21 protein-coding genes and 1 tRNA gene are annotated in these 21,377 nt (G+C 62.2%); 12 read left to right on the top strand and 10 right to left on the bottom strand.

Features of this window, described 5'->3' with window-relative positions:
• Positions 1-17: 17 nt before the first annotated feature.
• A complete protein-coding gene (locus MTHMO_RS10355) occupies positions 18-596 on the bottom strand; it encodes a BsuPI-related putative proteinase inhibitor (RefSeq protein ID WP_202214702.1) in 579 nt (192 codons plus the stop codon).
• Between the two features lie 109 nt (positions 597-705).
• On the opposite strand from MTHMO_RS10355, the gene pgsA reads away from it, so the two are divergent.
• Genes pgsA through MTHMO_RS10340 form a run of 3 tightly spaced genes read left to right on the top strand, consistent with a single transcriptional unit; the run spans position 706 to position 2,322 of the window.
• The gene (gene pgsA / locus MTHMO_RS10350; protein WP_202214701.1) at positions 706-1,371 is read left to right on the top strand and encodes a CDP-diacylglycerol--glycerol-3-phosphate 3-phosphatidyltransferase; all 666 of its coding nucleotides are present in this window, start codon (positions 706-708) and stop codon (positions 1,369-1,371) included.
• Positions 1,319-1,942 carry a DUF1802 family protein gene (locus tag MTHMO_RS10345; RefSeq protein WP_202214700.1) on the top strand — a complete coding sequence of 208 codons (624 nt, stop codon included), beginning with the start codon at positions 1,319-1,321 and terminating at the stop codon, positions 1,940-1,942. Before pgsA ends, MTHMO_RS10345 begins: the two co-directional genes overlap by 53 nt.
• 17 nt (positions 1,943-1,959) lie before the next feature.
• Complete coding sequence (locus MTHMO_RS10340) at positions 1,960-2,322, top strand: lipid-A-disaccharide synthase N-terminal domain-containing protein (RefSeq protein WP_202214699.1); 363 nt, start codon at positions 1,960-1,962, stop codon at positions 2,320-2,322.
• 27 nt (positions 2,323-2,349) lie between these two features.
• Here the strand turns inward: MTHMO_RS10340 and MTHMO_RS10335 are convergent, their stop codons facing one another.
• The gene (locus MTHMO_RS10335; protein ID WP_202214698.1) at positions 2,350-3,369 is read right to left on the bottom strand and encodes an aldo/keto reductase; all 1,020 of its coding nucleotides are present in this window, start codon (positions 3,367-3,369) and stop codon (positions 2,350-2,352) included.
• Between the two features lie 79 nt (positions 3,370-3,448).
• Between MTHMO_RS10335 and MTHMO_RS10330 the strand changes: the two genes are divergently transcribed.
• From MTHMO_RS10330 to tal, 9 genes are all read left to right on the top strand, one after another.
• Entirely contained in the window at positions 3,449-3,970 is a 522-nt protein-coding gene (locus MTHMO_RS10330) for an NADH-quinone oxidoreductase subunit I (RefSeq protein ID WP_202214697.1), read from the top strand.
• Between the two features lie 107 nt (positions 3,971-4,077).
• On the top strand, positions 4,078-4,569 hold the full coding sequence (locus MTHMO_RS10325) for an NADH-quinone oxidoreductase subunit J (protein ID WP_202214696.1): 492 nt from the start codon (positions 4,078-4,080) through the stop codon (positions 4,567-4,569).
• Positions 4,570-4,590: 21 nt separating this feature from the next.
• A complete protein-coding gene (gene nuoK, locus MTHMO_RS10320; protein WP_202214695.1) occupies positions 4,591-4,899 on the top strand; it encodes an NADH-quinone oxidoreductase subunit NuoK in 309 nt (102 codons plus the stop codon).
• 20 nt (positions 4,900-4,919) lie between these two features.
• Positions 4,920-6,695: an NADH-quinone oxidoreductase subunit L gene (gene nuoL / locus MTHMO_RS10315; protein WP_202214694.1), complete on the top strand. Its 1,776-nt coding sequence runs from the start codon at positions 4,920-4,922 to the stop codon at positions 6,693-6,695.
• A 54-nt stretch (positions 6,696-6,749) separates the two neighbouring features.
• Positions 6,750-8,210: a NuoM family protein gene (locus MTHMO_RS10310; RefSeq protein WP_202214693.1), complete on the top strand. Its 1,461-nt coding sequence runs from the start codon at positions 6,750-6,752 to the stop codon at positions 8,208-8,210.
• Positions 8,211-8,259: 49 nt separating this feature from the next.
• The gene (locus tag MTHMO_RS10305; protein WP_202214692.1) at positions 8,260-9,696 is read left to right on the top strand and encodes an NADH-quinone oxidoreductase subunit N; all 1,437 of its coding nucleotides are present in this window, start codon (positions 8,260-8,262) and stop codon (positions 9,694-9,696) included.
• Positions 9,697-9,715: 19 nt separating this feature from the next.
• Positions 9,716-9,787, top strand: a tRNA-Val gene (locus tag MTHMO_RS10300).
• A gap of 87 nt (positions 9,788-9,874) precedes the next feature.
• Positions 9,875-11,914 carry a sodium-translocating pyrophosphatase gene (locus MTHMO_RS10295; RefSeq protein ID WP_202214921.1) on the top strand — a complete coding sequence of 680 codons (2,040 nt, stop codon included), beginning with the start codon at positions 9,875-9,877 and terminating at the stop codon, positions 11,912-11,914.
• A 179-nt stretch (positions 11,915-12,093) separates the two neighbouring features.
• Entirely contained in the window at positions 12,094-13,179 is a 1,086-nt protein-coding gene (gene tal / locus MTHMO_RS10290; protein WP_202214691.1) for a transaldolase, read from the top strand.
• Positions 13,180-13,181: 2 nt separating this feature from the next.
• Here tal and MTHMO_RS10285 read toward each other — a convergent pair whose 3' ends face one another.
• The 8 genes from MTHMO_RS10285 to glcF form a co-directional block, all read right to left on the bottom strand.
• Positions 13,182-13,967, bottom strand: coding sequence for an inositol monophosphatase family protein (locus tag MTHMO_RS10285; RefSeq protein ID WP_202214690.1), 786 nt, complete (start codon positions 13,965-13,967; stop codon positions 13,182-13,184).
• 133 nt (positions 13,968-14,100) lie between these two features.
• Entirely contained in the window at positions 14,101-14,529 is a 429-nt protein-coding gene (locus MTHMO_RS10280) for a hypothetical protein (RefSeq protein WP_202214689.1), read from the bottom strand.
• A gap of 182 nt (positions 14,530-14,711) precedes the next feature.
• Positions 14,712-15,440, bottom strand: a complete 729-nt coding sequence (locus tag MTHMO_RS10275) for a hypothetical protein (RefSeq protein ID WP_202214688.1) — start codon at positions 15,438-15,440, stop codon at positions 14,712-14,714.
• A gap of 83 nt (positions 15,441-15,523) precedes the next feature.
• Positions 15,524-16,303: a TIGR00282 family metallophosphoesterase gene (locus tag MTHMO_RS10270; RefSeq protein WP_202214687.1), complete on the bottom strand. Its 780-nt coding sequence runs from the start codon at positions 16,301-16,303 to the stop codon at positions 15,524-15,526.
• 88 nt (positions 16,304-16,391) lie between these two features.
• Positions 16,392-16,700, bottom strand: coding sequence for an RNA-binding protein (locus tag MTHMO_RS10265; RefSeq protein ID WP_202214686.1), 309 nt, complete (start codon positions 16,698-16,700; stop codon positions 16,392-16,394).
• Between the two features lie 309 nt (positions 16,701-17,009).
• Positions 17,010-18,074 (bottom strand): glycolate oxidase subunit GlcE, encoded by a 1,065-nt coding sequence (gene glcE / locus MTHMO_RS10260; RefSeq protein WP_202214685.1) that lies wholly within the window; start codon positions 18,072-18,074, stop codon positions 17,010-17,012.
• Between the two features lie 139 nt (positions 18,075-18,213).
• A complete protein-coding gene (locus tag MTHMO_RS10255; protein WP_202214684.1) occupies positions 18,214-19,767 on the bottom strand; it encodes an FAD-linked oxidase C-terminal domain-containing protein in 1,554 nt (517 codons plus the stop codon).
• On the bottom strand, positions 19,764-21,050 hold the full coding sequence (glcF, locus tag MTHMO_RS10250; protein ID WP_202214683.1) for a glycolate oxidase subunit GlcF: 1,287 nt from the start codon (positions 21,048-21,050) through the stop codon (positions 19,764-19,766). Before glcF ends, MTHMO_RS10255 begins: the two co-directional genes overlap by 4 nt.
• Between the last annotated feature and the right edge of the window lie 327 nt (positions 21,051-21,377).

Here is a 21,377-nt window from a genome sequence, read left to right as displayed (position 1 = left end):
AGGGGCGGGGTCGGCGGCTAAGGCACCACAGTGAGGTTGGTGGCTGCCGTGACGCCCGGATAGCCGGCCAGCGTCATCTCGATGCGATAGATTCCCGGAGAAAGCGGGCGGTCGAGATCCTGGATCGGCAGGACGTCGGTGAACGTCAGATAGTCACCCGGGTCGAGCATCGACATCCCTTCCACAGGAAGAAACTCTTTATCCGCCGACCAGACATAGAGCGGCTGGTTGGCTGCGTCCCGCAAGACGAAATCGTAGCGTTGGGCGTTGGGAAAGGTCAATGAATAGGTCCGCTTCCCCTTGTTGAACACCTGGAAGGTGAGCCGTATGGTAGCAGAGTCGAGCCGATCATGCAGCATGGCGAGCGAAAACGGATTCCGGTCGACCTGCAAACGTGCCTCCAAGTTGCGCACATTCACCTGGTTCGCCTTCTCGATCCTTTTCGGGTCTCCGAAGCGAAAGGAAAAAAGACTCCAATGCCGCCTCGGCGTCTGGTCGATGATGTTCGGATGGGTGTTCTTGCTGGGGTTCACGTCGATGCTCCATGCCGGAACGGCGGCGAGCAACCAGGCGAGCCAGACGATCGCGCGTTTCACCAAATCGAAGTTTACGTCGGCGGGGAGCGACGTCTAATTCTTTCTTGTCCGCCCGGCGGCAGGTTTCTCTTGCCCGTGGAGGTGCATCGGGGGCTTACTGCGTAACGCGGTGGCAACGGCCAAACACTGGAATCTCCCGAACCGGATCAGCCTGGCCCGGCTCTGCATTTGCGGCCTCTTCGTCGCGGATGTCAGCGTGCCTTGGGCCTACTCCGCCACGACGGCGCTGGGTCTTTTCGCTATCGGCAGCCTCACGGACTGGGTCGACGGTTGGATTGCGCGGAAGCACAATCTCGTCAGCGATTTGGGGAAGCTCCTCGATCCTCTCGCCGATAAGATTTTCATCTCCGCAGCCTTTTTGGTTCTGCTAGAGCGGGGAGCGGTTCCGCTCTGGGCCGTTGTCGTCATCATCGCTCGGGAGTTTTTGGTTACCGGTCTGCGCGCATTGATGGCGTCCCGAGGCGCGATTCTTGCGGCCTCACCGTCCGGGAAATGGAAGACCCTGGCGCAAATGCTCTGCGTTCTGTTGGCGCTCGGGCAGATGACCGTGACCGAACTGGCGGGGGGGAGGCAAGCAGCCGGGGCGATGTTGCAGGTCCCTGTGACTGTGTTCCTCTGGCTGGCGGTAGCGACCACCTTCGCCTCCGGCGTGCTCTATTTTTATCGTTGCCGCACGCTGGCTTTTCCCGGAGAAAACTTGAGGGAGGGAGGAGAAGGAGACCTTGGCCGCCGACGATATTCCCCCGGCTCGGAAAAGCGGATGGCCCGCTCTTAAAGAGGCGGCGCCGGTCGTTCAGGCTTTGGGGCAGGGATGGCAAATCTTCGTCCTTCGGAAGGGCGGCATAGCCGAAGGACGCCGCGGGTTCGCAGCCGATTATCCCGATTTCTGGCTTTTCCCGACTCGGTTTCATGCGCAGCGCGAAAAGATCCGTCCGGAATTTCGCTTCCTGGCGGCACCGGACGAACGAGGGGAGAGGGAGGAGGTGGTGGAGCTGCAATTCGTAGCCAAGCTGCTCTGGTCCCGATTTTTGGTCGATTGGGAGACCGTCCGCCGGCTTGCGGGTTTTCAGCTCTGGGAGGAAGGGCTGCTTCGAGAGAGGTTCGCCTTCGGGAAGAAAGAGGGGCTGCATCTGTTGATGCTGCGGATCTTCCGGAGCAGTAAAGTGGCGTGTCCATGGGATCGCAGGTTCGGCGGATGCCGCTCTTGGATAACGGTGAGGCATCCGTGGAGTGAACGATTAGACCCGGTAGTGCCTGATGAGGCATTCGCCTTGCGGGAAAAGGAAGTGCTTCGGGCTGCGGCGTTGGATGCGGGATGCCCCGAACCAGGGCGAGAGGCCGGGTAGAAGGAAGGAAAAGGGAAATGAGCGGGCTCTTCTTGGCGGACAACTCCTGGCTGGGAGTGCACTGGAGTGTGATGAAGGTCGTCGGCTGGACAGGCAACCTCCTCTTCTTTATACGCTTCGTCATTCAGTGGCTGGCTACGGAGCGGAAGCGAACGGTCGTCGTCCCGTTGGCTTTTTGGTACTGCAGCCTGGGCGGGTCATTGCTGCTCTTGATCTATGCGCTTTCCCGAAGAGACTCGGTCTTCGTCTTCGCCTACCTCTTCACCTGGATCCCCTATATCCGGAACCTCTACTTCGCTCATCGGGAGCGACGCTTGAACGCGCCTCCGGCTGCGGTCTCGGAAGAGAGGGCGGCGGCGACGCCGCCGACGAGGGGATAATCGAGCCGGAGCCGTCGGATAGGACGCCTATGCGGACATCGCCGGGGTCATCGTGCCTTTGTAGGCTTCCGGAGGCTCTTCCATCCCGAAGTTGGCGGCGATAAGCGCGTCGATGCGTTCGAGCTCGGCCCGGGATAGGGGAGGAGCGTCGGAAGCTCCGGCGAATTCCTCAAGCTGGTCCATGGTATAGATATTGGGCAAGCAAGAGAGGACACGCGGCTCTTGGAGAATCCATTGCAGAGCCGCTTGCCCCAATGTCCTGCCGGGTCGTTCCAAAAAGCGAAGCTGCTCGACCTTTTTCAGCCCGTTCGGAAGCCAGTGCGCCGGCCGATGATTCCGATGGTCTCCCTTCGGGAAGGTCGTGGCAGCCGTATATTTTCCTTCCAACAGTCCGCTCGAGTGGGGAACACGCACCAGAAAACGGGGGCTCGCGTCTGGTGCCGCATCCATGAGCGGCCGGCCGGGGAAGGGCTCGAGGAGGTTGTAGATGTGCTGGACCACGTGCGGGCGACGGCGTCGAAGCGCCTCGATCCCTTCATAGAGCCAGCCGATCGCGGGCCCGAGCGCGATTCCATAGGAGCGGATTTTCCCTTCCCGGCGGAGCGCTTCGAGAAGCTCCCAGATATCGTCGTCTACAACGTGCTCCATCCGGATGTTGTGAAGCTGAAGGTTGTCGATCGTCTCCCGGCGGAGGCGACGCAAGGAGTTTTCTACGGCCTGGCGGAGGAAGCGCTCGGAAAAATTGTGGGGAAGCTCACGCTGGCTGTGACCCCGGTTGCTGCCCGTGAAGTCGTACCCGACCTTGGTCGCGATCACCACCTCCCGTTGGTCCTTGGCGAAAGCCTTCCCGAGCAGCTCTTCTCCGTATCCGTATCCGTAGACGTCCGCCGTATCGAAAAAGTTAATTCCAAGGTCGAGCGCCCGATGCAAAAACGCGAGCGCTTCCTCTTCGGTGTATTTCCCCCACCAGCCAGTCGAAAGCGTCCAGACGCCGAAGCCGACCTCGGAAACGTTTTGTCCTGTCTGCGCTAGACGACGATACTTCATATCCTTATCATGGATCTGTCTAGTCCGGCAGGAAAAGAAAAAAGTCTGACAGAAGGGCGTTTGCCGGTAGAGTAGGGCTATGATCGTCGTTCGGAGGCCGGAACTGTCTTGGGCGGAGCGGCTCTTTCTTCCCGGATTCTGGGAAGGATTGAAGGTCACATGGCGCCACTTCGTGGATCGGCTTACGGGGAAAACGCGCGTCACCCTGCAATACCCCGAGGAGCGGCCTCCGATCCCGCCCGGATACCGGGGGGCGCCGGTATTGGTGAAGGACGAGGAGGGGCGGGAAAAATGCGTGAGCTGCCAGCTCTGCGAGTTCATCTGTCCTCCTCGGGCCATTCGGATCGTGCCGGGGGAGATCCCGGAAGATTCCCCTTACGCCAAAGTGGAGAAGGCTCCCGAGGAGTTCTGGATCGACATGACGCGGTGTATCTTTTGCGGCTACTGCGAGGAGGTCTGCCCCGAGGAGGCGATTTTTCTCCTGCCGCAGTACTACTCGCTCAACGGCCGCAGCCGCAGTGAGCTCCTCCATGATAAAGCCAAGCTTTATGAAATGGGGGGGATCCTGCCGTTGCCGATCCGGAAGTGGGCCGATAAATAGGCCGAATGCGGCGGCGAATGCGCATCCCTGGAAAGCGGAGGGTTTTTCGGAATCACTCTTGCTTTTCTGTGGAGAGTCGCTAACCACGGAACAGTCGGAAAGAAACGATGGAAGGATTTTTGTTTTGGTTTGCGGCCATCGTGCTCCTGGGGAGCGCGGCGGCGGTTGTCCTCAACCGGAGCCCGGTGGCTTCGGCGTTGAGCTTGGTCACCATGATTCTCGCTCTGGCCGGACTCTTCGGCCTCCTGGGGGCCTACTTCCTCGCGGCGGTCCAAGTGTGGGTCTATGCGGGAGCCGTCATGGTGCTCTTCCTTTTCATCATCATGCTCCTCGATCTAAAGTCCGAGGAGCAGGCTCCGCTCCGACCGCTCGGTGTCGGGGCCGGTCTGCTCACTCTCGTCCTCCTCGGGGTGGGCTTCTGGAGGGCCATCCCCTCGTCCGCTTGGGAGACGACCGGGGCGCGCGCCGCGGAAGGGAATGATGCGGCGAGCATCGGGCATCTGCTCTTCGGAGCCTATGTGCTTCCCTTCGAGGCGGTTGGCCTGCTTCTCCTGATCGCCATGGTGGGGGTGATCGTGCTGAGCAAGAAGGACGTGTAGAAAAAGGAGAGTTAAGCGGAGATGGGCGCGCCTACTCTTGGTCACTATCTGGTCTTAAGCGGGTTGCTCTTCGCCGTCGGCTTGGCGGGGGTCATCATACGGAGGGATCTGCTCATTATGTACATGTGCTTGGAGATCATGCTCAACGCCGCAAACCTCTCGCTGGTGGCCTTCAGCCGGTTTTCCCAGCACTCCGAAGGGCAAGCGCTCGTCTTTTTTGTCATAACCGTGGCCGCCGTCGAGGTCGCCGTCGGTCTGGCGCTTCTCGTATCCCTCTACCGGATGAAGCGGACGACAAAGGCCGAAGAGATCACCGCTCTGAAATTTTAATCCTCCGATTCCCATCGCTTATGGCGTGGCTGCTTCTACTGGCCCCCCTGGCTTCGGCGTTGCTCGTCTGGGTTGCACTCCGGCCCTATCCCCGGCTCAGCCAAGGCGTTTCCCTTGCGGCGAGCTTGGTCACCTTCTTGACCGCCTTGGGCATCGCCCTCGGGAAGGTCGAGCCGCCCGCCGCGCTTTCCTGGATCGATCTGCCCGGGCTCCGAATCGAGATCGGAATGACCCTCGACCCGCTGGCGCGCCTGATGCTGCTTATGGTGACCGGGGTCGCCTTTCTGATCCACGTCTATTCGATCGGCTACATGGCGGAAGATCCGGGCAGGGCCCGGTTCTTCGGCGAGCTCTCCCTTTTTTTGGCTTCCATGATCGGGATCGTCGTTTCGACGAATTTCATCATGATGTACATCTTTTGGGAGCTCGTGGGCGTAAGCTCCTATCTGCTTATCGGCTTCTGGTTCGAGAAGAACTCGGCGGCGGATGCCGCCCGAAAGGCGTTCCTGGCGAACCGAGTGGGTGACTTCGGATTCCTCCTGGGAATTTTGACCTTCTGGGCGACCTGCGGGACCGTCGCCTTCGACCCCGGAGCAGCGCACGGACTGGCCGGGAATCCGCTGGCGACGGCGGCGGCCCTCCTTCTCTTTTGCGGCTGCATCGGGAAATCGGCGCAAATACCCCTGCATGTCTGGCTTCCCGATGCGATGGAAGGCCCGACTCCCGTCTCTGCGCTTATCCATGCGGCCACGATGGTGGCAGCCGGCGTTTACATGCTCTGCCGCATCTTCTTTGTCCTCGAGCTCTCCCCCGAGGCTCTTTCGGTCATCGCCTGGACCGGCGGAGTGACGGCGCTGGTGGCGGCTTTGATCGCTACGCAGCAGAACGACATCAAGCGGGTGCTCGCCTATTCGACGATGTCGCAGCTTGGATACATGGTGCTCGCCGTGGGATGCGCCGATACCACGGCGGCGATGTTCCATTTGACGACGCACGGCTTTTTCAAAGCCCTCCTGTTCATGGGCGCAGGCTCGGTGCTCCACGCTCTCCATCACGAGCAGGACATCTGGAAAATGGGGGGGATCGGCCGAAAGATGCCGCTGACGTTCCTTACCTTCATTATCGGGGCGGCCGCGTTGGCGGGGATCCCGGGCTTGTCGGGATTCTTCAGCAAGGAGGCCATTCTCCAGGCGGCGGCGCGCAGCCAACCCATCTTATTCTGGATGGCGGCTTTCACTGCGGGCCTGACGGCCTTCTACATGACCCGGATCACCCTGGTGTCTTTCCTGGGGAAGCCGCGGACGGAGGTGGCCGAGCATGCGAAGGAGTCGCCCCTTGTCATGGGCCTCCCTCTGGTCATCCTGGCCGTGCCGGCGGTCATCGCCGGGTATCCCTTTTTCGGGATCGAAGAGTACCTCGGGGGCCATCAGGCGCAGGCCGAAAACTCTCTGGTTCCGACAGCCTCCTTGATCGCGGTCCTCCTAGGTTTCGCCGCCGGGGCCGTCACGTATGGGCGAGCCACCGGCGAGCGGATCGCGATTCCTGTCTTTCAAAGGAAGTTCTATTTCGACGAGATCTACGACTGGACCGTACTCAAGCTCCAGGACGAATCCGCCAGGGTCCTGTCCTGGGTGGATCAATGGATTGTGGGGTTTGTCCTGGTCCGCGGAGGGGCTTTTATGGTCAGTCTGGGAGGAGAGATGCTGCGCCTGCTCCAGGCGGGCAACTTGCGGGAATATGCCTTTTTCTTCGCCCTCGGCGCGGGAGGGATTCTCCTATTGCTCTTCGGTCGCTAACGGAGGTCGGCCTGCGGATCGGATATCATCGAAGCATCAGAGACTCACTCGCTCATGTCACCGTTAACGATCTTGCTCCTTGTGGAAGCCGGGGCCATCGGGTTGATTCTCCTCGGCGCTCCCCCCAAAAAGGTCTCCCTGCTCGCCGGGGGTGTGAACTTTCTCCTGAGCCTCTGGATCTATGCCCAATTTCCGGCGGGGCTCGGCGGGTACCAATTTGTGGAGGATCACAGCTGGATCGCGGTGAGGGGGCTGCCGGAAATCCGGTATCATGTCGGCGTTGATGGGATCAGCCTCCCTCTGGTGCTGCTCACGACCCTGGTGACGCTGGCGGCGGTATGGGTAGCGCCCGCCAAGATCAAGCGTGCCGGCGAGTTCTATAGCTATCTCCTTCTCATCTCTCTTGGCGCGCTGGGCGCCTTCGCCTCCCTCGATCTCTTTTTCTTTTACGCCTTTCACGAGTTCGCTTTGATCCCGACGTTTCTGCTCATCGGGATTTGGGGCGCGGAAAATCGGCAGTTCGTGAGCTTGCAGTTGACGCTCTATCTTGGGCTCGGAAGCCTGATCCTTCTGGCCGGGATCATTGCCCTTTTGGGGGCTCTGCCTGCGGAGGCGCGGACCTTCGACATTCCCCGCTTGACCGGCTACCTGCGGGAAAATCCGCTGGCAACGAGCCAGCAGCTGGTCCCCTTCCTCCTTCTGGCGGTCGGCTTCGGCACGCTGGTCTCGCTCTTCCCCTTCCATTCCTGGGCGCCCTACGGTTATGCGTCGGCTCCCGCGTCGGCGGCCATGCTTCACGCCGGGGTCCTGAAAAAGTTCGGGCTCTACGGTCTTCTGCGCGTGGCGATGCCGCTGCTTCCCGGCGGGGCGGAGGCATGGAAGCCTTGGATCTTGGCCCTGCTTCTGGGCAACATCCTCTTCATCGGGCTCACGACGATCGCACAGAAGGAGCTTCCCGCGATGCTGGGATTTTCGAGCGTGATGCACATGGGGTACCTCTTTCTCGGGCTGGCTTGCTGGAACACCCTGGGGGTGAGCGGGGTGGTCTTTCTGATGGTCGCTCACGGCCTAAGCGCCGCCCTCCTCTTCGCCGTGGCCGGGGAAGTGAGGGAGCGGGCAGGAGAGATCCGCTTTGCGGAGTTGGGCGGCTTGGCCCGCCGAATGCCGTTTGTCGCCGTCGCCTTTCTGGTCGGCTCCTTCGCCTCGATCGGTGTTCCGGGACTCGCGAATTTTCCGGGAGAGCTTTTGATCTTTTTCGGCTCGTGGAGGAGCCAGCCGCTCCTCACCGCGGTGGTGATCTGGGGGATCGTCATCTCGGCCGTCTACCAGCTACGGGCCGTGCGGACGGTGTTTTACGGCGATCTGCCGTCGCATCTGAGCGAGACTGCTGACGTGGAAGGAGCGCAACGGATTCCCTACGCCCTGCTGATGGCCGCGCTATTGATTTTGGGAATCTGGCCCGGGACGCTCCTTGACGTTGTCGGGTCCAGCGTGCGCGGGGTTCTCGCCCCCTGATAAAGCCACGCGCGGCAGCGGGAAAGGGAAAAAAGCGGAAGGAGACGGGATGCACGAGGCATTATGGATCATCGCAGCGCCGGAAGTAATTCTGGCGGCGGGTGGGGTTTGCCTCTTGCTCGCCGAGGCGCTGCTGAAGCTCCCATCCAAGTCGATCGGGGTCCTGGTCCTCGCCGTCTATTTGATTGCCGGGCTCTGCCTCCTGCCCTTTGCGGCGACCGAGGGGGTGATTTGGGACGGGCTCTACACTTGGGATCGGTTCGCGGTTTCCGGAAAGGCCTTCTTCCTTCTGGTCGGCATGCTCGTCACCTATCTTAGCCTGGAAGGGGAGGAGAACATCCCGGCGGCGCGAGCGGAATTCTACGTGCTGCCGCTCTTTTGCACGGCCGGCATGGCTCTACTCTGCTCGGTGCGCGACTTGGTCCTGCTCTTCGTCGGGCTCGAGCTAGTGACTGTGACCCTCGTCATCCTGGTCGCCTATCGGCGAACCGATGCCGCTTCCTTGGAAGCCGGCGTGAAGTTCCTCATCGTCGGAGGCTTGGCGACGGCTTTCCTTGTCATGGGGATCGCCTACCTCTTCGGCGCCACCGGCTCGACCCAGTTCGATGGAATCCTTCGGGCTGTGGAAAGCGAGGGCGTAGGGCCGGCCGCTCTCCTCGGCCTGGCATTCCTCTTGGTCGGATTGGGCTTCAAGGCGGCGGCGGTCCCTTTCCATATCTGGGCCCCCGATGTCTATCAAGGCGCACCTACCCCGATCACCGCCTATCTCTCCGTCGGCTCCAAGGCGGCGGGCTTCGTGGTGCTGATCCGGGTCCTTCTCCTGCCCTTTTGGAACGCCGGCCTCCGAAGCCATTGGGTGCCCTTGGTCAGCCTGCTGGCCGCTCTTTCCGTTATTCTGGGGAACTTGGCTGCGCTGCCGCAACGGAACATAAAGCGTCTTCTCGGGTATTCGAGCATCAGCCACGCGGGCTTCCTCCTCCTGGGGATGGCATCGCACAGTTTCCTCGGGCTTGTCTCGATGCTCTACTATCTGTCAGCCTATCTGGTGGCGACCTTTACCGCGTTCCTGGTGCTGGTGCTGCTGGAGCAGGAGAAACCGGGCGATTCCATCAGCAATCTTTCCGGCCTCGCCCAAAGGAGCCCGCTTCTCGCTTGGTCGATGGCGTTGGCGATGGTGTCGCTCGCTGGGATTCCGCCGCTGATGGGGTTCTTCGGCAAGCTGCTGGTCTTTTTTGCCGCCTGGCAGAGCGGACTTCACCTCTTGGTCATCATCGGAGTGGTTGCGGCAGCGACGGGAATCTACTACTACGTAGCGGTCATCCGGGCGATGTTTTGGTGCGATCCCCTCCAGCATGGACCCGTGGTCCTCCATCCGGCGACACGGACGTTGCTTCTGGCGTTGAACCTGGCGAGCGTTCTCTTCGGGTTTTATGCGAAACCGATTCTAACCTTGGCGGCCGGGGCGGTGTCCGGCATTGGCGGGTAATGGATTCCGGCGACGGAGCGGGCAGTTAGCTCAGAGGCAGAGCGTCTCGCTTACACCGAGAGGGTCGGGGGTTCGAATCCCTCACTGCCCACGGCCAGGAAAAAGCGGCGGAGAAAAAAAAACGGGATTGCTTTCTCTCGGGGGCGGAGCATTACCATCGCGGCCCATGCAGCAGTACTTGATTGATCATGCCCTTGGGCTCTCCATCGGCTTCGCCTTGCTGGGGGTGATCGCGGCCTTCGCGTTAGCCTGGCAAGTGTACGGCATGGACCCCGGCAACGAGCGGATGCGCGCGATCGCCGGCGCTATTCAAGAGGGAGCTGCGGCTTACTTAAGCCGGCAGATGAGGACGGTGGCGGGAATCGCCATCGTTCTTTTTCTTCTCATCGGTTTCTTCAAGAGCTGGTGGGCCGGAGGAGGATTTCTCCTGGGAGCAGGTTGCTCCTTTTTGGCGGGCTTTATCGGGATGCGGGTGGCCGTCCTTGCCAATGTGCGCACCGCCCAGGCCGCCACGGTAGGGCCGGAGCCGGCTATGCATGCCGCGTTCCGAGGCGGCGCGGTCACCGGCTTGCTCGTCGTCGGGCTCGCTCTCTTTTCGGTCGGGGCGTTCTATTTCCTTTCGGTTTCCTACCAAGGACTACGGGAGACGGTCTCCGCCCTCGTGGGATTGGCTCTGGGCGCCAGCTTGATCAGTGTCTTCGCGCGCCTGGGAGGCGGGATCTACACCAAGGCGGCCGACGTGGGCGCCGATCTCACGGGCAAGATCGAGCAGCGGCTGGAGGAGGACGACCCTCGCAATCCGGCCACCATCGCGGATAACGTCGGCGACAACGTGGGCGACTGCGCGGGGATGGCGGCGGACGTTTTCGAGACCTACGTGGTGAGCCTGATCGGAGCGGTTCTGGTGGCGGCGATCAGCTTGGACGGCAAGCCCGCCGCGATGATGTATCCCTTTCTGGTCGGCTGCATCACGATCCTGGGGGCCCTTTGCGGGATCGCCTATGTGAGCTTCTCCAAAGCGCCGGCCGGCAAGGCCCTGGTTCAAGGGGTCATTGTCAACGGAATCGTGGCGGCCGTTCTTTTCCTGCCGCTCTGCTGGTTGCTTTTTCCCGACCGGTGGCCGCAAGAGTATAGCTGTTCGGTGATCGGGGTTCTGATGACGGCCGCCATGGTGATGATCACCGACTACTACACGAAGATGACCGGTTCTCCGGTGCAGAAGATCGCTCGAGCCTCCCAGACCGGCCATGCAACCAACATCATCGCGGGGCTGGCCTTGGGGATGGAGGCGACAGCCGTTCCGGTCCTCTTCATCGCCATTGCTGTCCTCGTGACGTTCTGGCTGGACCAACTCTACGGCGTGGCTATCGCGGTCCGCTGCATGTTGAGCATGGCGGGGATTATCATCTCGTTGGATAGCTTCGGGCCGATCACCGACAATGCGGGTGGCGTCGCCGTCATGAGCGGGCTGCCGAAGCAAGCGCGGCAGGTCACCGATGAGCTCGACGCGGTGGGCAACACCATGAAAGCCGTCACGAAAGGCTATGCGATCGGCTCGGCGGGATTGGCCGCCCTGGTCCTTTTCGGCTCCTATGTCGAAGAGCTCCGTCATTACAGCACGCAGCCGGCTGCCGAAGGCTTGGAGTTCCGGCTCCAGGACCCCAAGGTGATCGTGGGTCTATTCCTGGGTGCTCTGCTCCCTTATCTGTTTGCCGCGCGGAGCATGGCGGCGGTCGGAAACGCGGCCGGAGCGGTGGTGGAGGAAGTTCGCAGGCAAATAGCGGAAATTCCCGGCCTGCTCCAGGGAACGGCTCGGCCTCTCTACGGGCGGTGCGTCGATATCGTAACCAAGGCCGCGCTGCGCGAAATGATCGTTCCGGCGCTGCTTCCGCTGATCCTGGTGATCGCCATCGCGGCGATCCCCGGGCTCGGTCCGATCGTCCTGGGCGGGGCTCTTATCGGCACGATCGTGACCGGGCTCTTCGTGGCGCTCTCCATGACCTCGGGCGGCGGCGCCTGGGACAACGCCAAGAAATATATTGAGGAAGGCCACTACGGGGGCAAGGGGTCGGACGCGCATGCGGCGGCCGTGACAGGCGACACCGTGGGCGACCCCTACAAGGACACGGCCGGGCCTGCCATCAATCCGATGATCAAAGTCGTCAACGTCCTGGCGATTTTGGTCATCGGCATTTTCGCCCATTATTGGAAGCTTTAGCTGGCCAGCTTGGTCGTTGGCCTTGCCGGGGGGATCCATGAAGAACTTGACTGTTTGCCGGGAGAGGGAGTAGCTTCATCCTAGGTCGGCTTTACCGCTTGTACGAAAAAGGTGGCCTACCTCCTAGGGTATTGTGCTAGAGCCCGAAGGCGGCTAACCGCAACCCCCCCCAGAAACCCATGAAGGCGACGCAAAAACTTCACGATCTCGGTCAAAGTCTCTGGATCGATAATATCTCGCGACAGATGCTCGATGACGGGCGGCTCGAGCGGTATATCCGGGAGTATGCCGTCACTGGGTTGACCTCGAATCCGACAATCTTCGACCACGCGATCGCGAAGGGGCATGGATACGACGAGGCGATTCAGGAGCACGCTGCGCACGGCCTCGAAGGAGAGTCGCTTTTCTTTGCGCTGGCCATGGAGGATCTCCGCCGGGCGGCCGACTTGTTCGAGCCGATCTACCGAGAGACCCAAGGGATCGACGGCTGGGTTTCCCTAGAGGTATCGCCGCTCTTGGCTTACGACGCGGACCGCACCCTGCAGGAGGCGAAGAGAATTTACAAAGCCACGGAGCGTGCCAACCTCTATGTGAAGATTCCCGGCACCCGGGAAGGGCTGCCCGCCATCGCAGGAGCGATAGCCGAAGGGGTCCCGGTTAACGTGACGCTCCTTTTCTCCACCGATCATTATACGGCCGCGGCCGACGCCTATATGAGGGGCTTGGAGCGGCGAAAGGCGGCTGGGCTCGACCTGGGTTCGGTCTCTTCGGTGGCCTCCGTTTTCATCAGCCGTTGGGACAAGGCGATCATGGGTAAGGTGCCGGAGCGGCTGCGAAACCGCCTTGGGATCGCTGTCGCCAAGCAGACCTATAAGGCCTATTGCGAAATTCTGGCTTCGGATCGCTGGCGCTCGCTCGAGTCGGCGGGCGCGCGCCCGCAGCGGCTTCTCTGGGCCAGCACAGGAACCAAAGATCCGCAGGCGTCCGACATCCTCTATGTCCGGGCGCTTGCTGCCCCGAAGACCATCAACACGATGCCGGAGGAGACCCTCTTGGCATTTGCGGAACATGGTGAGATCGGTGAGCTCCTGCCGGCCGACGGCGGGGATGCGAGCGCGGTCCTTGCCGAATTCCGCGAAGCGGGAATCGATGTGCCGGCTTTGGCCGAGCGGCTTCAGCGGGATGGGGCGGACGCCTTCGTCGCTTCTTGGAAGGATCTCCTGCGCTCGCTTGCCGAGCGGAGCGCCCTTCTCCAAAGCGCGTAGGATCAACCGTTGTCCGGGCCGCCGAGGTCGATCAGACCGTTGGTTGCCGTGACGCGGAAGGTGTCGGATCCGGGATTCGGGAACTGGTCAATGCGGCCTCCGGCTCCCTGCAGGAGCAGTATCCCCGCAGCGATATCCCATAGGCGGATTTCCTGCTCCAAGTAGGCGTCGATCCTCCCGGCGGATACGTAGGCGAGATCGAGGGCTGCCGAACCGGTGAGCCGGACCTTGCGGACGCGCGGCACGAGGTATTGGACAAGGCGCAGCCCCTGCTCGATGCCTGCGCGGCTTCGGGAAAAGCCGACTACGCAGATCGCCTCGGAAAGACGGGTTCGCCGGCTTGCGCGGATCGGCCTGCCGTTGAGGCGGGGCGAGCGATCGCGTTCGGCGGTGAAAAGCTCCTGACGAATCGGATCGTAGATCACGGCCGCGAGCAGTTCTCCTTCCCGACGCACGGCGATCGAGGTGCAAAAGTGGGGAATTCCGTGAGCAAAATTCACCGTTCCGTCGAGTGGATCGACGATCCATTCGACAGGTCCAGTAGCGGCTCCCGCATTCCCCTCTTCGCCCACGATGCGATGGTCGGGGAAATCGCGCAAGATCGTGCGGCAGATCAACTCCTGAGCCTGTCGATCGGTTTCGATCTTGATGTCGTAGGCCATCTCCTCGGAAACGACGAACGGTTGTCCAAAGCTGCGCCGGAGCAGATCTCCGGCAACCAGAGCGGCATCGATCGCCGTACGGGCGCAGCGCGCCGAGAGTGCGCAAAGATCACTGTCAGGATTCATAGATAGCGGAAAGCGCCGACGCGCGGCGTCTCTGCTCCGTGTTTTGGCGTCATCACTTCACCAACCGACCAGCCGCCTCACGTTAGGGCGATAGGGAAAGAGGATCAAGAGAACCGTAGCAAGAAGTGGCGGTCTAGGGACAGGATAATCCCAGCAGGCGGTAGGCGGTTTTCTGCAGAGGTGCCAAAGGAAATTGCCGGTTCGCGATCGTGGCCTGAAGAGTCTCACGCCCCTGGCTGCTTATCTCATGCTCCGCCCAGAGGAGAGCCACGCAGAGAGCTTCTTCTTCGGAAAGGCCGATACAGGGAAGCTCGGCGTAAGGAGCGGAGAAGGAGAAGTAGCGGAGAAAGCGGACGTCATTTCCGCTGATGCGGAACAGAAGGTTGCCTCGCCGCTCGTTGCCGCGTTCGACGACGAAGAAATAATTGCAGTTTCCACACGCGGATGGTCCGACGAGGTCATGCGTGCAGTCGAAGGCCAGGTAGCTCCGGACAAAGAGCTGCTTGCCCTCCGGCAAAGTGTTGAGAAAATGGGCCAGCCGTTCCGTTACGAAAGGTGTCATCGCCGCGCGGCGGCTCTCCACGGCGGGCGGGTGAAGGAGTAGGAGAACCGTCAAGGTTGCCGCAGCCAAGCCGGGGCCGTTCTTGATGCGATGCCTGGGCGGGGAAGGCTTCCGCCCGTAGACTGGCGCGGGGGAAACGCGGCAGCGGCGTCCTCCGGTCTGGCATCGTTGGGTGCTTGGGATCACGGGGTCGATGACGTTCGGTTGGGATGGGCGAGATGATAATCGACAAGATCGATGCGTTGTCGTTCGTGGCGGGAGGCGAACGGAATCCGAACTCGATAATGGAACACGACAGTCTTGGGAACGTAGCCGAGAGGGATGCGCTGGGCAATATACGAAAAAGCCAGACGCTCGAAGCGGACCAGGAACCAGGCAACGCTGACGGGCCGGACCAAATGGGCCTGCGCGGCCAGGATGGAGTAGTCACGAGCGCTGATATGCATCTCTCCATGCACATGATTGAGGAGCTTTTCCAGGGAAGTCCGGTAGGGTTCGTCGGGCTTGCCGCGAAAAGCGAGGTGGTACGCAGGCTCTCCCTGCCAATCTCCATGGCCGAGGAGCTCCACGTGGAACCGGGGTACCGCCTTGCGGAACGAGTATACCGTTTCAATCCCGCGCCGAGCCTGCTTGACCTCCGCTTCCGCGGTCGCGCGCTTGGCTTGCTCATCACCGGGGGCATCGGTGAGGATTAAGGCGTGGGCGTTGGGGCCGATCCGGACCACGACGTGCGATCGGCGTCGCGGACGGTCGTCGGGACCGAGGGAGTCGATCTCGATCTTTTCCAAGAACTCGTAGGCATTCAGCTCATGGGCCAGCGCCTCTTGCTTCTCCACCATCCGATCGACGATCGAGGCGACCGGAGGAATCTCCGGGGGTGGGCGGATAGGCTGAGCCCTGGCCGGATCCAATCCTGGTGCGGTGAACCACCACCAAGAAAGGAGGATTGCGCAACCCCGAGGCGGCCTCCACGCGGCGAGCCGCATAGGCTTGGCTAAATCGGAAGCTGGATCGGTTCGAGGGCGGTCGCCCGGCCGGAGGAATCCTCCAATGTGAGCAGGACCCCGTCCGCTTGAAGCCCCTTTGTGGCCAGCCCGAACCGTTGGGGGAGGAGGGTGACGTACCGCTGGATGACCGAATGCGCATCGCGCCCGATCACCGAATCATGCGCGCCGCAGAAGCCGACATCGGTCAAGTAGGCAGTCCCACCCGGAAGAATGGTGCCGTCCGCCGTCTGTACATGTGTATGTGTTCCCAATACGGCCGAAACCTGTCCGTCGAGATAGCGGCCGAAGGCGATTTTTTCCGAGGTCGCCTCCGAATGGAAGTCCACGAGGATGCAAGGGGTTTCGCGTCGCATCGCTTCCAAGGCAGGGCGGATCGCAAGAAACGGGTTGTCCGTTTGCGGCGTCATAAATGTTCGCCCGAGCACGCAGATCACGCCCAGCTTTTTTCCATTGCCCTGGACGACGATCGATCCGCTCCCCGGCGTATTGGGCGGGTAGTTGAGAGGACGGAGCAGACGGGGCTCATCCGCCATAAACGGAATGATTTCGCGCTGATCCCAGGCGTGATCGCCCAAGGTGATCACGTCCACGCCGTAACGGAGAAGCTCATAGGTAATCTTCGGGGTGATGCCGCTGCCGCCGGCGGCGTTCTCTCCGTTGGCGACGACGAAGTCGATCGTCCGTTCCTGGCGCAAGCGAGCAACGGCGATGCGGACAACCTCCCGTCCCGCTTCGCCGACGACGTCACCCAGAAATAATACCTTCACCGATGCGGCGTCGTCTCTCGCAGACTCCGCCGACAAGGGAAGCACGAGAAGAGCGACTACTCTCTATACACTGGAATGGGAAATTCCGCTAGCGCCGATCCCGCTTGCGGAAACCTCCCGAGCTGGACCCGGAGGGAGCGAACCGTTCCTCCTTCGGCTTCGCTTCGTTAACAACAAGGCTTCTGCCTTCTACTTTCGTTCCGTGCAACTTGTCAATCGCCGCCTTCGCCTCTTCCGCCGTTTCCATCGTGACGAAGGCGAAGCCGCGGGATTGGCCGGTCATGCGGTCAATGATCAAATTGACCTCGGTGACCTTGCCGTGCTGGCCAAAGAGCTCGCGAACGTCTTCCTCTCGATGAGAGAAAGGGAGGTTCCCGACATACAGTCTTCTGTTCATGCAATCTTCCCTCAATGCAAACACATCACTTCTGCCGGGTCTCTCCCGATCGCCGTTTCCATGGCGATTGAAAGGAGCACGTTCAACCCTCGCTGTCCGGCTCGCTCTCGCAGATCCTCAGTAGGATCCCAGAACCCGGAAAAGAGTCAAGTAGAAAGCCGGAAAGTCGGAGGCGGCTCCGGCGCATGCCCGGAGCGAGCCAGAGAGAAGATGTGCCGGGGCATGAGTTCTCCCTTCGGCGCAAGCGGTGTCGTTCGACAAGTTGCGGGCGATCCGCACCATTCGGGCGCGAAGCGAACCATGGGCTAATCACAGTTCCGGGTAAAGGCGTCCCGCGTTGAGGATGCCGTTAGGATCGAAGGCCGCCTTGAGCCTCCGGTGAAGCGAGAGTAGGGCCGGCTCAAGGGGTTGCTGCCGGGATCCGCCCGCCTCGAGGAGAGTCGCGTGTCCGCCGCGCGAACGAGTCCATTCCCAAACGGCGGCGGGCTCGAGGTATCCCTTCCACCAGCGCTGGGCGCCGCCCCAGTCGAGAAAGAGGACACCTTCTCCGGGCGCCGGCGGCAGGGTTGCGGGAGGCACGGAGAGTCGCCAAAGCGGACCGGGCCGGAGGAAAAATGGATGCGTACGCTCGCGAACCGACTGCCAAAAGGCATCCGGATCGGCCAGGCGCTCTCCTCCGATGCGGCTTGCGGCAGCGCGTACCCCCCCTTTTGAGCCGCTTAAGCGCAGGAAGAGCCGCTCTCCGTCGTAGCAGGCTGCGCTGAGGGGCAAGGGCTCCGCGGCGAGCCGGCAGAGCCAGTGGATGGCCGCTTCCGGCTTTGCTTCCAGCGAGAGCGTTTCGGAGAAGGGCGGTCTGGGGCTCACCTTAAGGCTGATTTCCAGCAAGATGCCCAGGGTTCCCTGCGCTCCGGTGACCAGGCGTGGAACATCATATCCCGCCACGTTTTTGATGACCTCGCCGCCGAAGCGGAGCGCTTGGCCCCTTCCGTCGAGCAGCCGCACGCCGAGGACAAAGTCCCGAGCCGCGCCGCTGAAGGGGCGCGCGGGTCCGGATAGACCGCAGGCGATGGTTCCGCCGAGCGTGGCCGAATCTCCCAAGGATGGGGGTTCGAAGGGAAGCCACTGGCCCTGGGCGGCCAGCAGGCGGTGGATCCGACTCATCGGTGTGCCGGCACGGGCGGTCAGGACGAGTTCGGTGGGCTCGTAGCGAAGAATGCCCCGGTGTTCTCCGAGAGCAAGGCGCCGACCCGAAACGGGGAGCCCCAGAAAAGCCTTGGTCCCGCCGCCGACGATAAAGAGCGGAGTGCGGGAGTCGTGGGCGCTCCTCACCTCCTCCACCAAGACATCCGTAAGGTCCCGATCTTGGTCGATCATGACCGTTTCCCTCCCGGGGATCGGCCGTCCGCTCCGCGCAAGCGGCCTTGGCGTGTGCCGGCATCCGTCCGGAGAGGAAGGAGGCTCCTCTTTTCTCCGGAAGAGAAAACCAGCAAGCAAAGAGGGGAGCGGTCAGACATCAATACCGTTGGATCTCCGGAAAGGGCGGCTTTCCGCGATGGACACGCATTGCGCCGAGCTCGGCACAGCGATGAAGCAGCGGAATCGCTTTCCTCGGATTGAGGATTCCCTCGGGGTCGAACGCCTCTTTGACGCGATGAAACTGCGCCAGTTCGGCCGGGCCGAACTGGATGCACATCGAGTCGAGCTTTTCCACGCCGACGCCGTGCTCCCCGGTAATCGTTCCTCCCAGCTCCACGCAGATCTCTAGAATTTGGCGCCCTAGGCGCTCGGCATGCTGAAGCTCCATGGGTCGGCTCGCATCAAAAAGGATCAGGGGGTGGAGGTTGCCGTCTCCGGCGTGAAAGACGTTGGCGACCGGCAGCCCGAATTCTTTCGAAAGTCGGCCAATGCGGCGGAGAGCTTCCGGAAGGCTTTGACGCGGGATGGTTCCGTCCATGCAATAGTAGTCGGGAGCGAGCCGACCTGCGGCCGGAAACGCCGACTTTCTTCCCTTCCAGAGCAAGATTCTCTCCTCCTCCGATGAGGAGACACGAAGGAAGAAAGCCCCGCTCTCCCGCAACCGACTTTCCGCGAGGGCGATCTGCTCGTCCACCTCCTGGGGCAGGCCGTCGAACTCGCAGAGCAGGAGGGCGGCCGCCTCGACCGGATAGCCCGCAGGAACGAAGGCTTCCGCCGCGCGGATCGCCAGATTGTCCATCATCTCCAAGCCCGCCGGCACGAATCCCTCTCCGATCACCTTTCCCACGGCCGCAGCGGCGGCTTCCACGGAAGCAAAGCCGGCGACGACCAGACGGGCCGAGGGAGGGCGTGGCAGAAGCCGGACCGTCGCCTCCACAACGACCCCGAGCAATCCCTCGGATCCGATAAACAAAGCGAGAAGGTCGAAGCCGGCGGAATCCAGAGCTTCCGTTCCCAGCACGAGCGGATCCCCCTCGGCGGTCAGCATCTTGACGGAGATGACATTGTGCACGGTCAGCCCGTACTTGAGGCAGTGGAGTCCGCCCGCATTTTCGGCGATGTTGCCCCCGATGGTGCAGGCGATATCCGACGAGGGGTCCGGAGCGTAGAAGAGCCCGAAGGGCGAGGCGGCTTCCGAGATCGCCCGGTTCGTTACACCCGGCTCGACTCGGGCCGTCCGATTGAGGGGGTCGATCGCAAGGATCCTGCGAAGGCGTGTCATGCTCAGTACCAGCCCGGAACGATCCGGAAGGGCACCGCCCGACAAGCCGGTGCCCGCCCCGCGGGGAACCACAGGTACCCGGAGAGCGTGGCAAACCCGGAGGATCTCTCGGACTTGGTCGACCGATTCGGGAATCGCTACCGCTAAAGGAAGCCGCCGATAGGCGGTCAAGCCGTCGCATTCGTACGGCCGCAAGGACTCCGGCTCGGTCAGTAGCGTACAGCCGGAGAGACTCGTCCGCAATCGACGCAAGAGGGCTTCCGGTCGGAGTGAAGGCTCCGGCGAACCGGTCAAGCCGCATGGAGCGCCCGCCGCCTTCGACTGCGCGGCTCGCCGACGGAGAAGCGAGCGAAGGAAAGGGGGGATCATGGAAAGGGCGGGAAGCGCTCCGCCGACGAGTCTCCGCTGTGCTGTGTCCGATTGCCGGCAGGAGTTTCTAGCCGGAGGCCCGCAGCCTGACATTCGTCGATCAGCTCGACCCAGTGGCGGACCGGGACCCGGCTCCTTCCGGCCAGATGGAGCTGGCAGCCGATGTTGGCCGTGAGAATCTCCGTCGGCCCGCCCTCTTCCAAGGCGGATACCTTCCAATCCAACAACCGGCTCGAGATCTTCGGTTGCAAGAGCGCATAGGCTCCGGCGGCGCCGCAGCAAGCCGGCGATCGCTGTTGCGGAATCAAGGGAACGCCTAGTTTCTGCAGCAGGGCTTCGACCGTTCCCGGCCGCTGTGTGCACGGGCAGTGGAAGGCGACCGCCTTTTTTGGGGGGAGGAACGGATGCCTCCCTCCTTCGGAAAGGAGCAGCTCGGCGGGATCTTTCACCACGTCCGCAATCCGGCGCGCGCGCTCCGCGTACTGTCCATCGCTTGCAAGAATGGCCGGATACTCGCGTACCATGAGCGCGCAGGCGCTTGCGGGAATCATCAGCCCCTCAGCACCCGCCTGCAGCTCCGGCCACCAGAGGTCGAGATTCCGCCGGATTTGGCCGAGAGCCCGTTTCTCGAAGCCGAGGTGGTGGGAGAGGGCCCCGCAGCAGCCGGAACCGGGGGAGAAAACCGGCTCGATCCCGAGCCGGTGGCAGACACGAGCTAAAGCGAGATGCGTCGCGGGCGAGAAGACCGATTGAGCGCAGCCGGGAACGAGTAGGATGCGCCTGGGGTGCGGTAGGCTACGGCGAGGAAAGCCGGTTGCCGCCGGGCGAGCCGGAAGCGTAGCCGCGAAAGGCGCCGGAAGAAGCGGGCGAAGCAGTCGCGCGACCGCGACCGCGCGGGAGAGTCGCGAGGGATACGGGACAACGGCGCCGATCAACCGGCGGAGAAGCCAGTCTTTTAGGTTCCGGGGGCTTGCGGCCGCAACAAGGCGCCGCGTCACGGCCGCCAGACGGCTGTACTCGACGCCGGACGGGCAGGCACGTTCGCAGGCCCGGCAGAGAAGACAACGATCGAGGTGCTGCCGGGCGATTTTTCCGCCGCGCCCCTCGAGCACCTCCTTGATCAGATAGATGCGGCCTCGCGGGCTGTCGAGCTCATCCCCGGAGAGCTCGTAGGTCGGGCAGGCCGGCAGGCAGAAACCGCAATGAACGCAGGTGCGCAGCAGCCGTTCCGCTTCCCGGGCGGCCGGCTCCCGGAGAAGAGACTGGGAAAGACGTGCTTCCATGAAGGCCCCCCGAACGAAACTACTCGCTCCGGCTCCCTCCGGCAAAACGTAGCCAACTCCTAGCCGCGCCGTGGGCTACCCCTGAGCGAAGAAGGAAGATGGCAACGGTATGCGGCGACCGCCGGCCCTGTGAGAATGGTCAACTGCCGGGGTCTCCGTTCCGGAGAGCTGCAGGAAGTACGGATCCGAGGCGGATGCAGTTTGCCCCCTCGGTGAGGATTCGCAAGGGGGATAGCGGCTCCGGGGATCGCTCCCGGCACGGCGATCCGAAACGAAGAGATCCTTGGCCTGTAAGCAGGGGACCGACGGTATTGGCAGAAGCCCGAA

Origin of the sequence: Methylacidimicrobium sp. AP8, from assembly GCF_903064525.1 — a bacterium.
In the GTDB taxonomy this organism is placed as follows: Bacteria; Verrucomicrobiota; Verrucomicrobiia; order Methylacidiphilales; family Methylacidiphilaceae; genus Methylacidimicrobium.
Note: the sequence above shows the minus strand (reverse complement) of the source record. Positions and strands in the feature narration are given on the sequence as shown.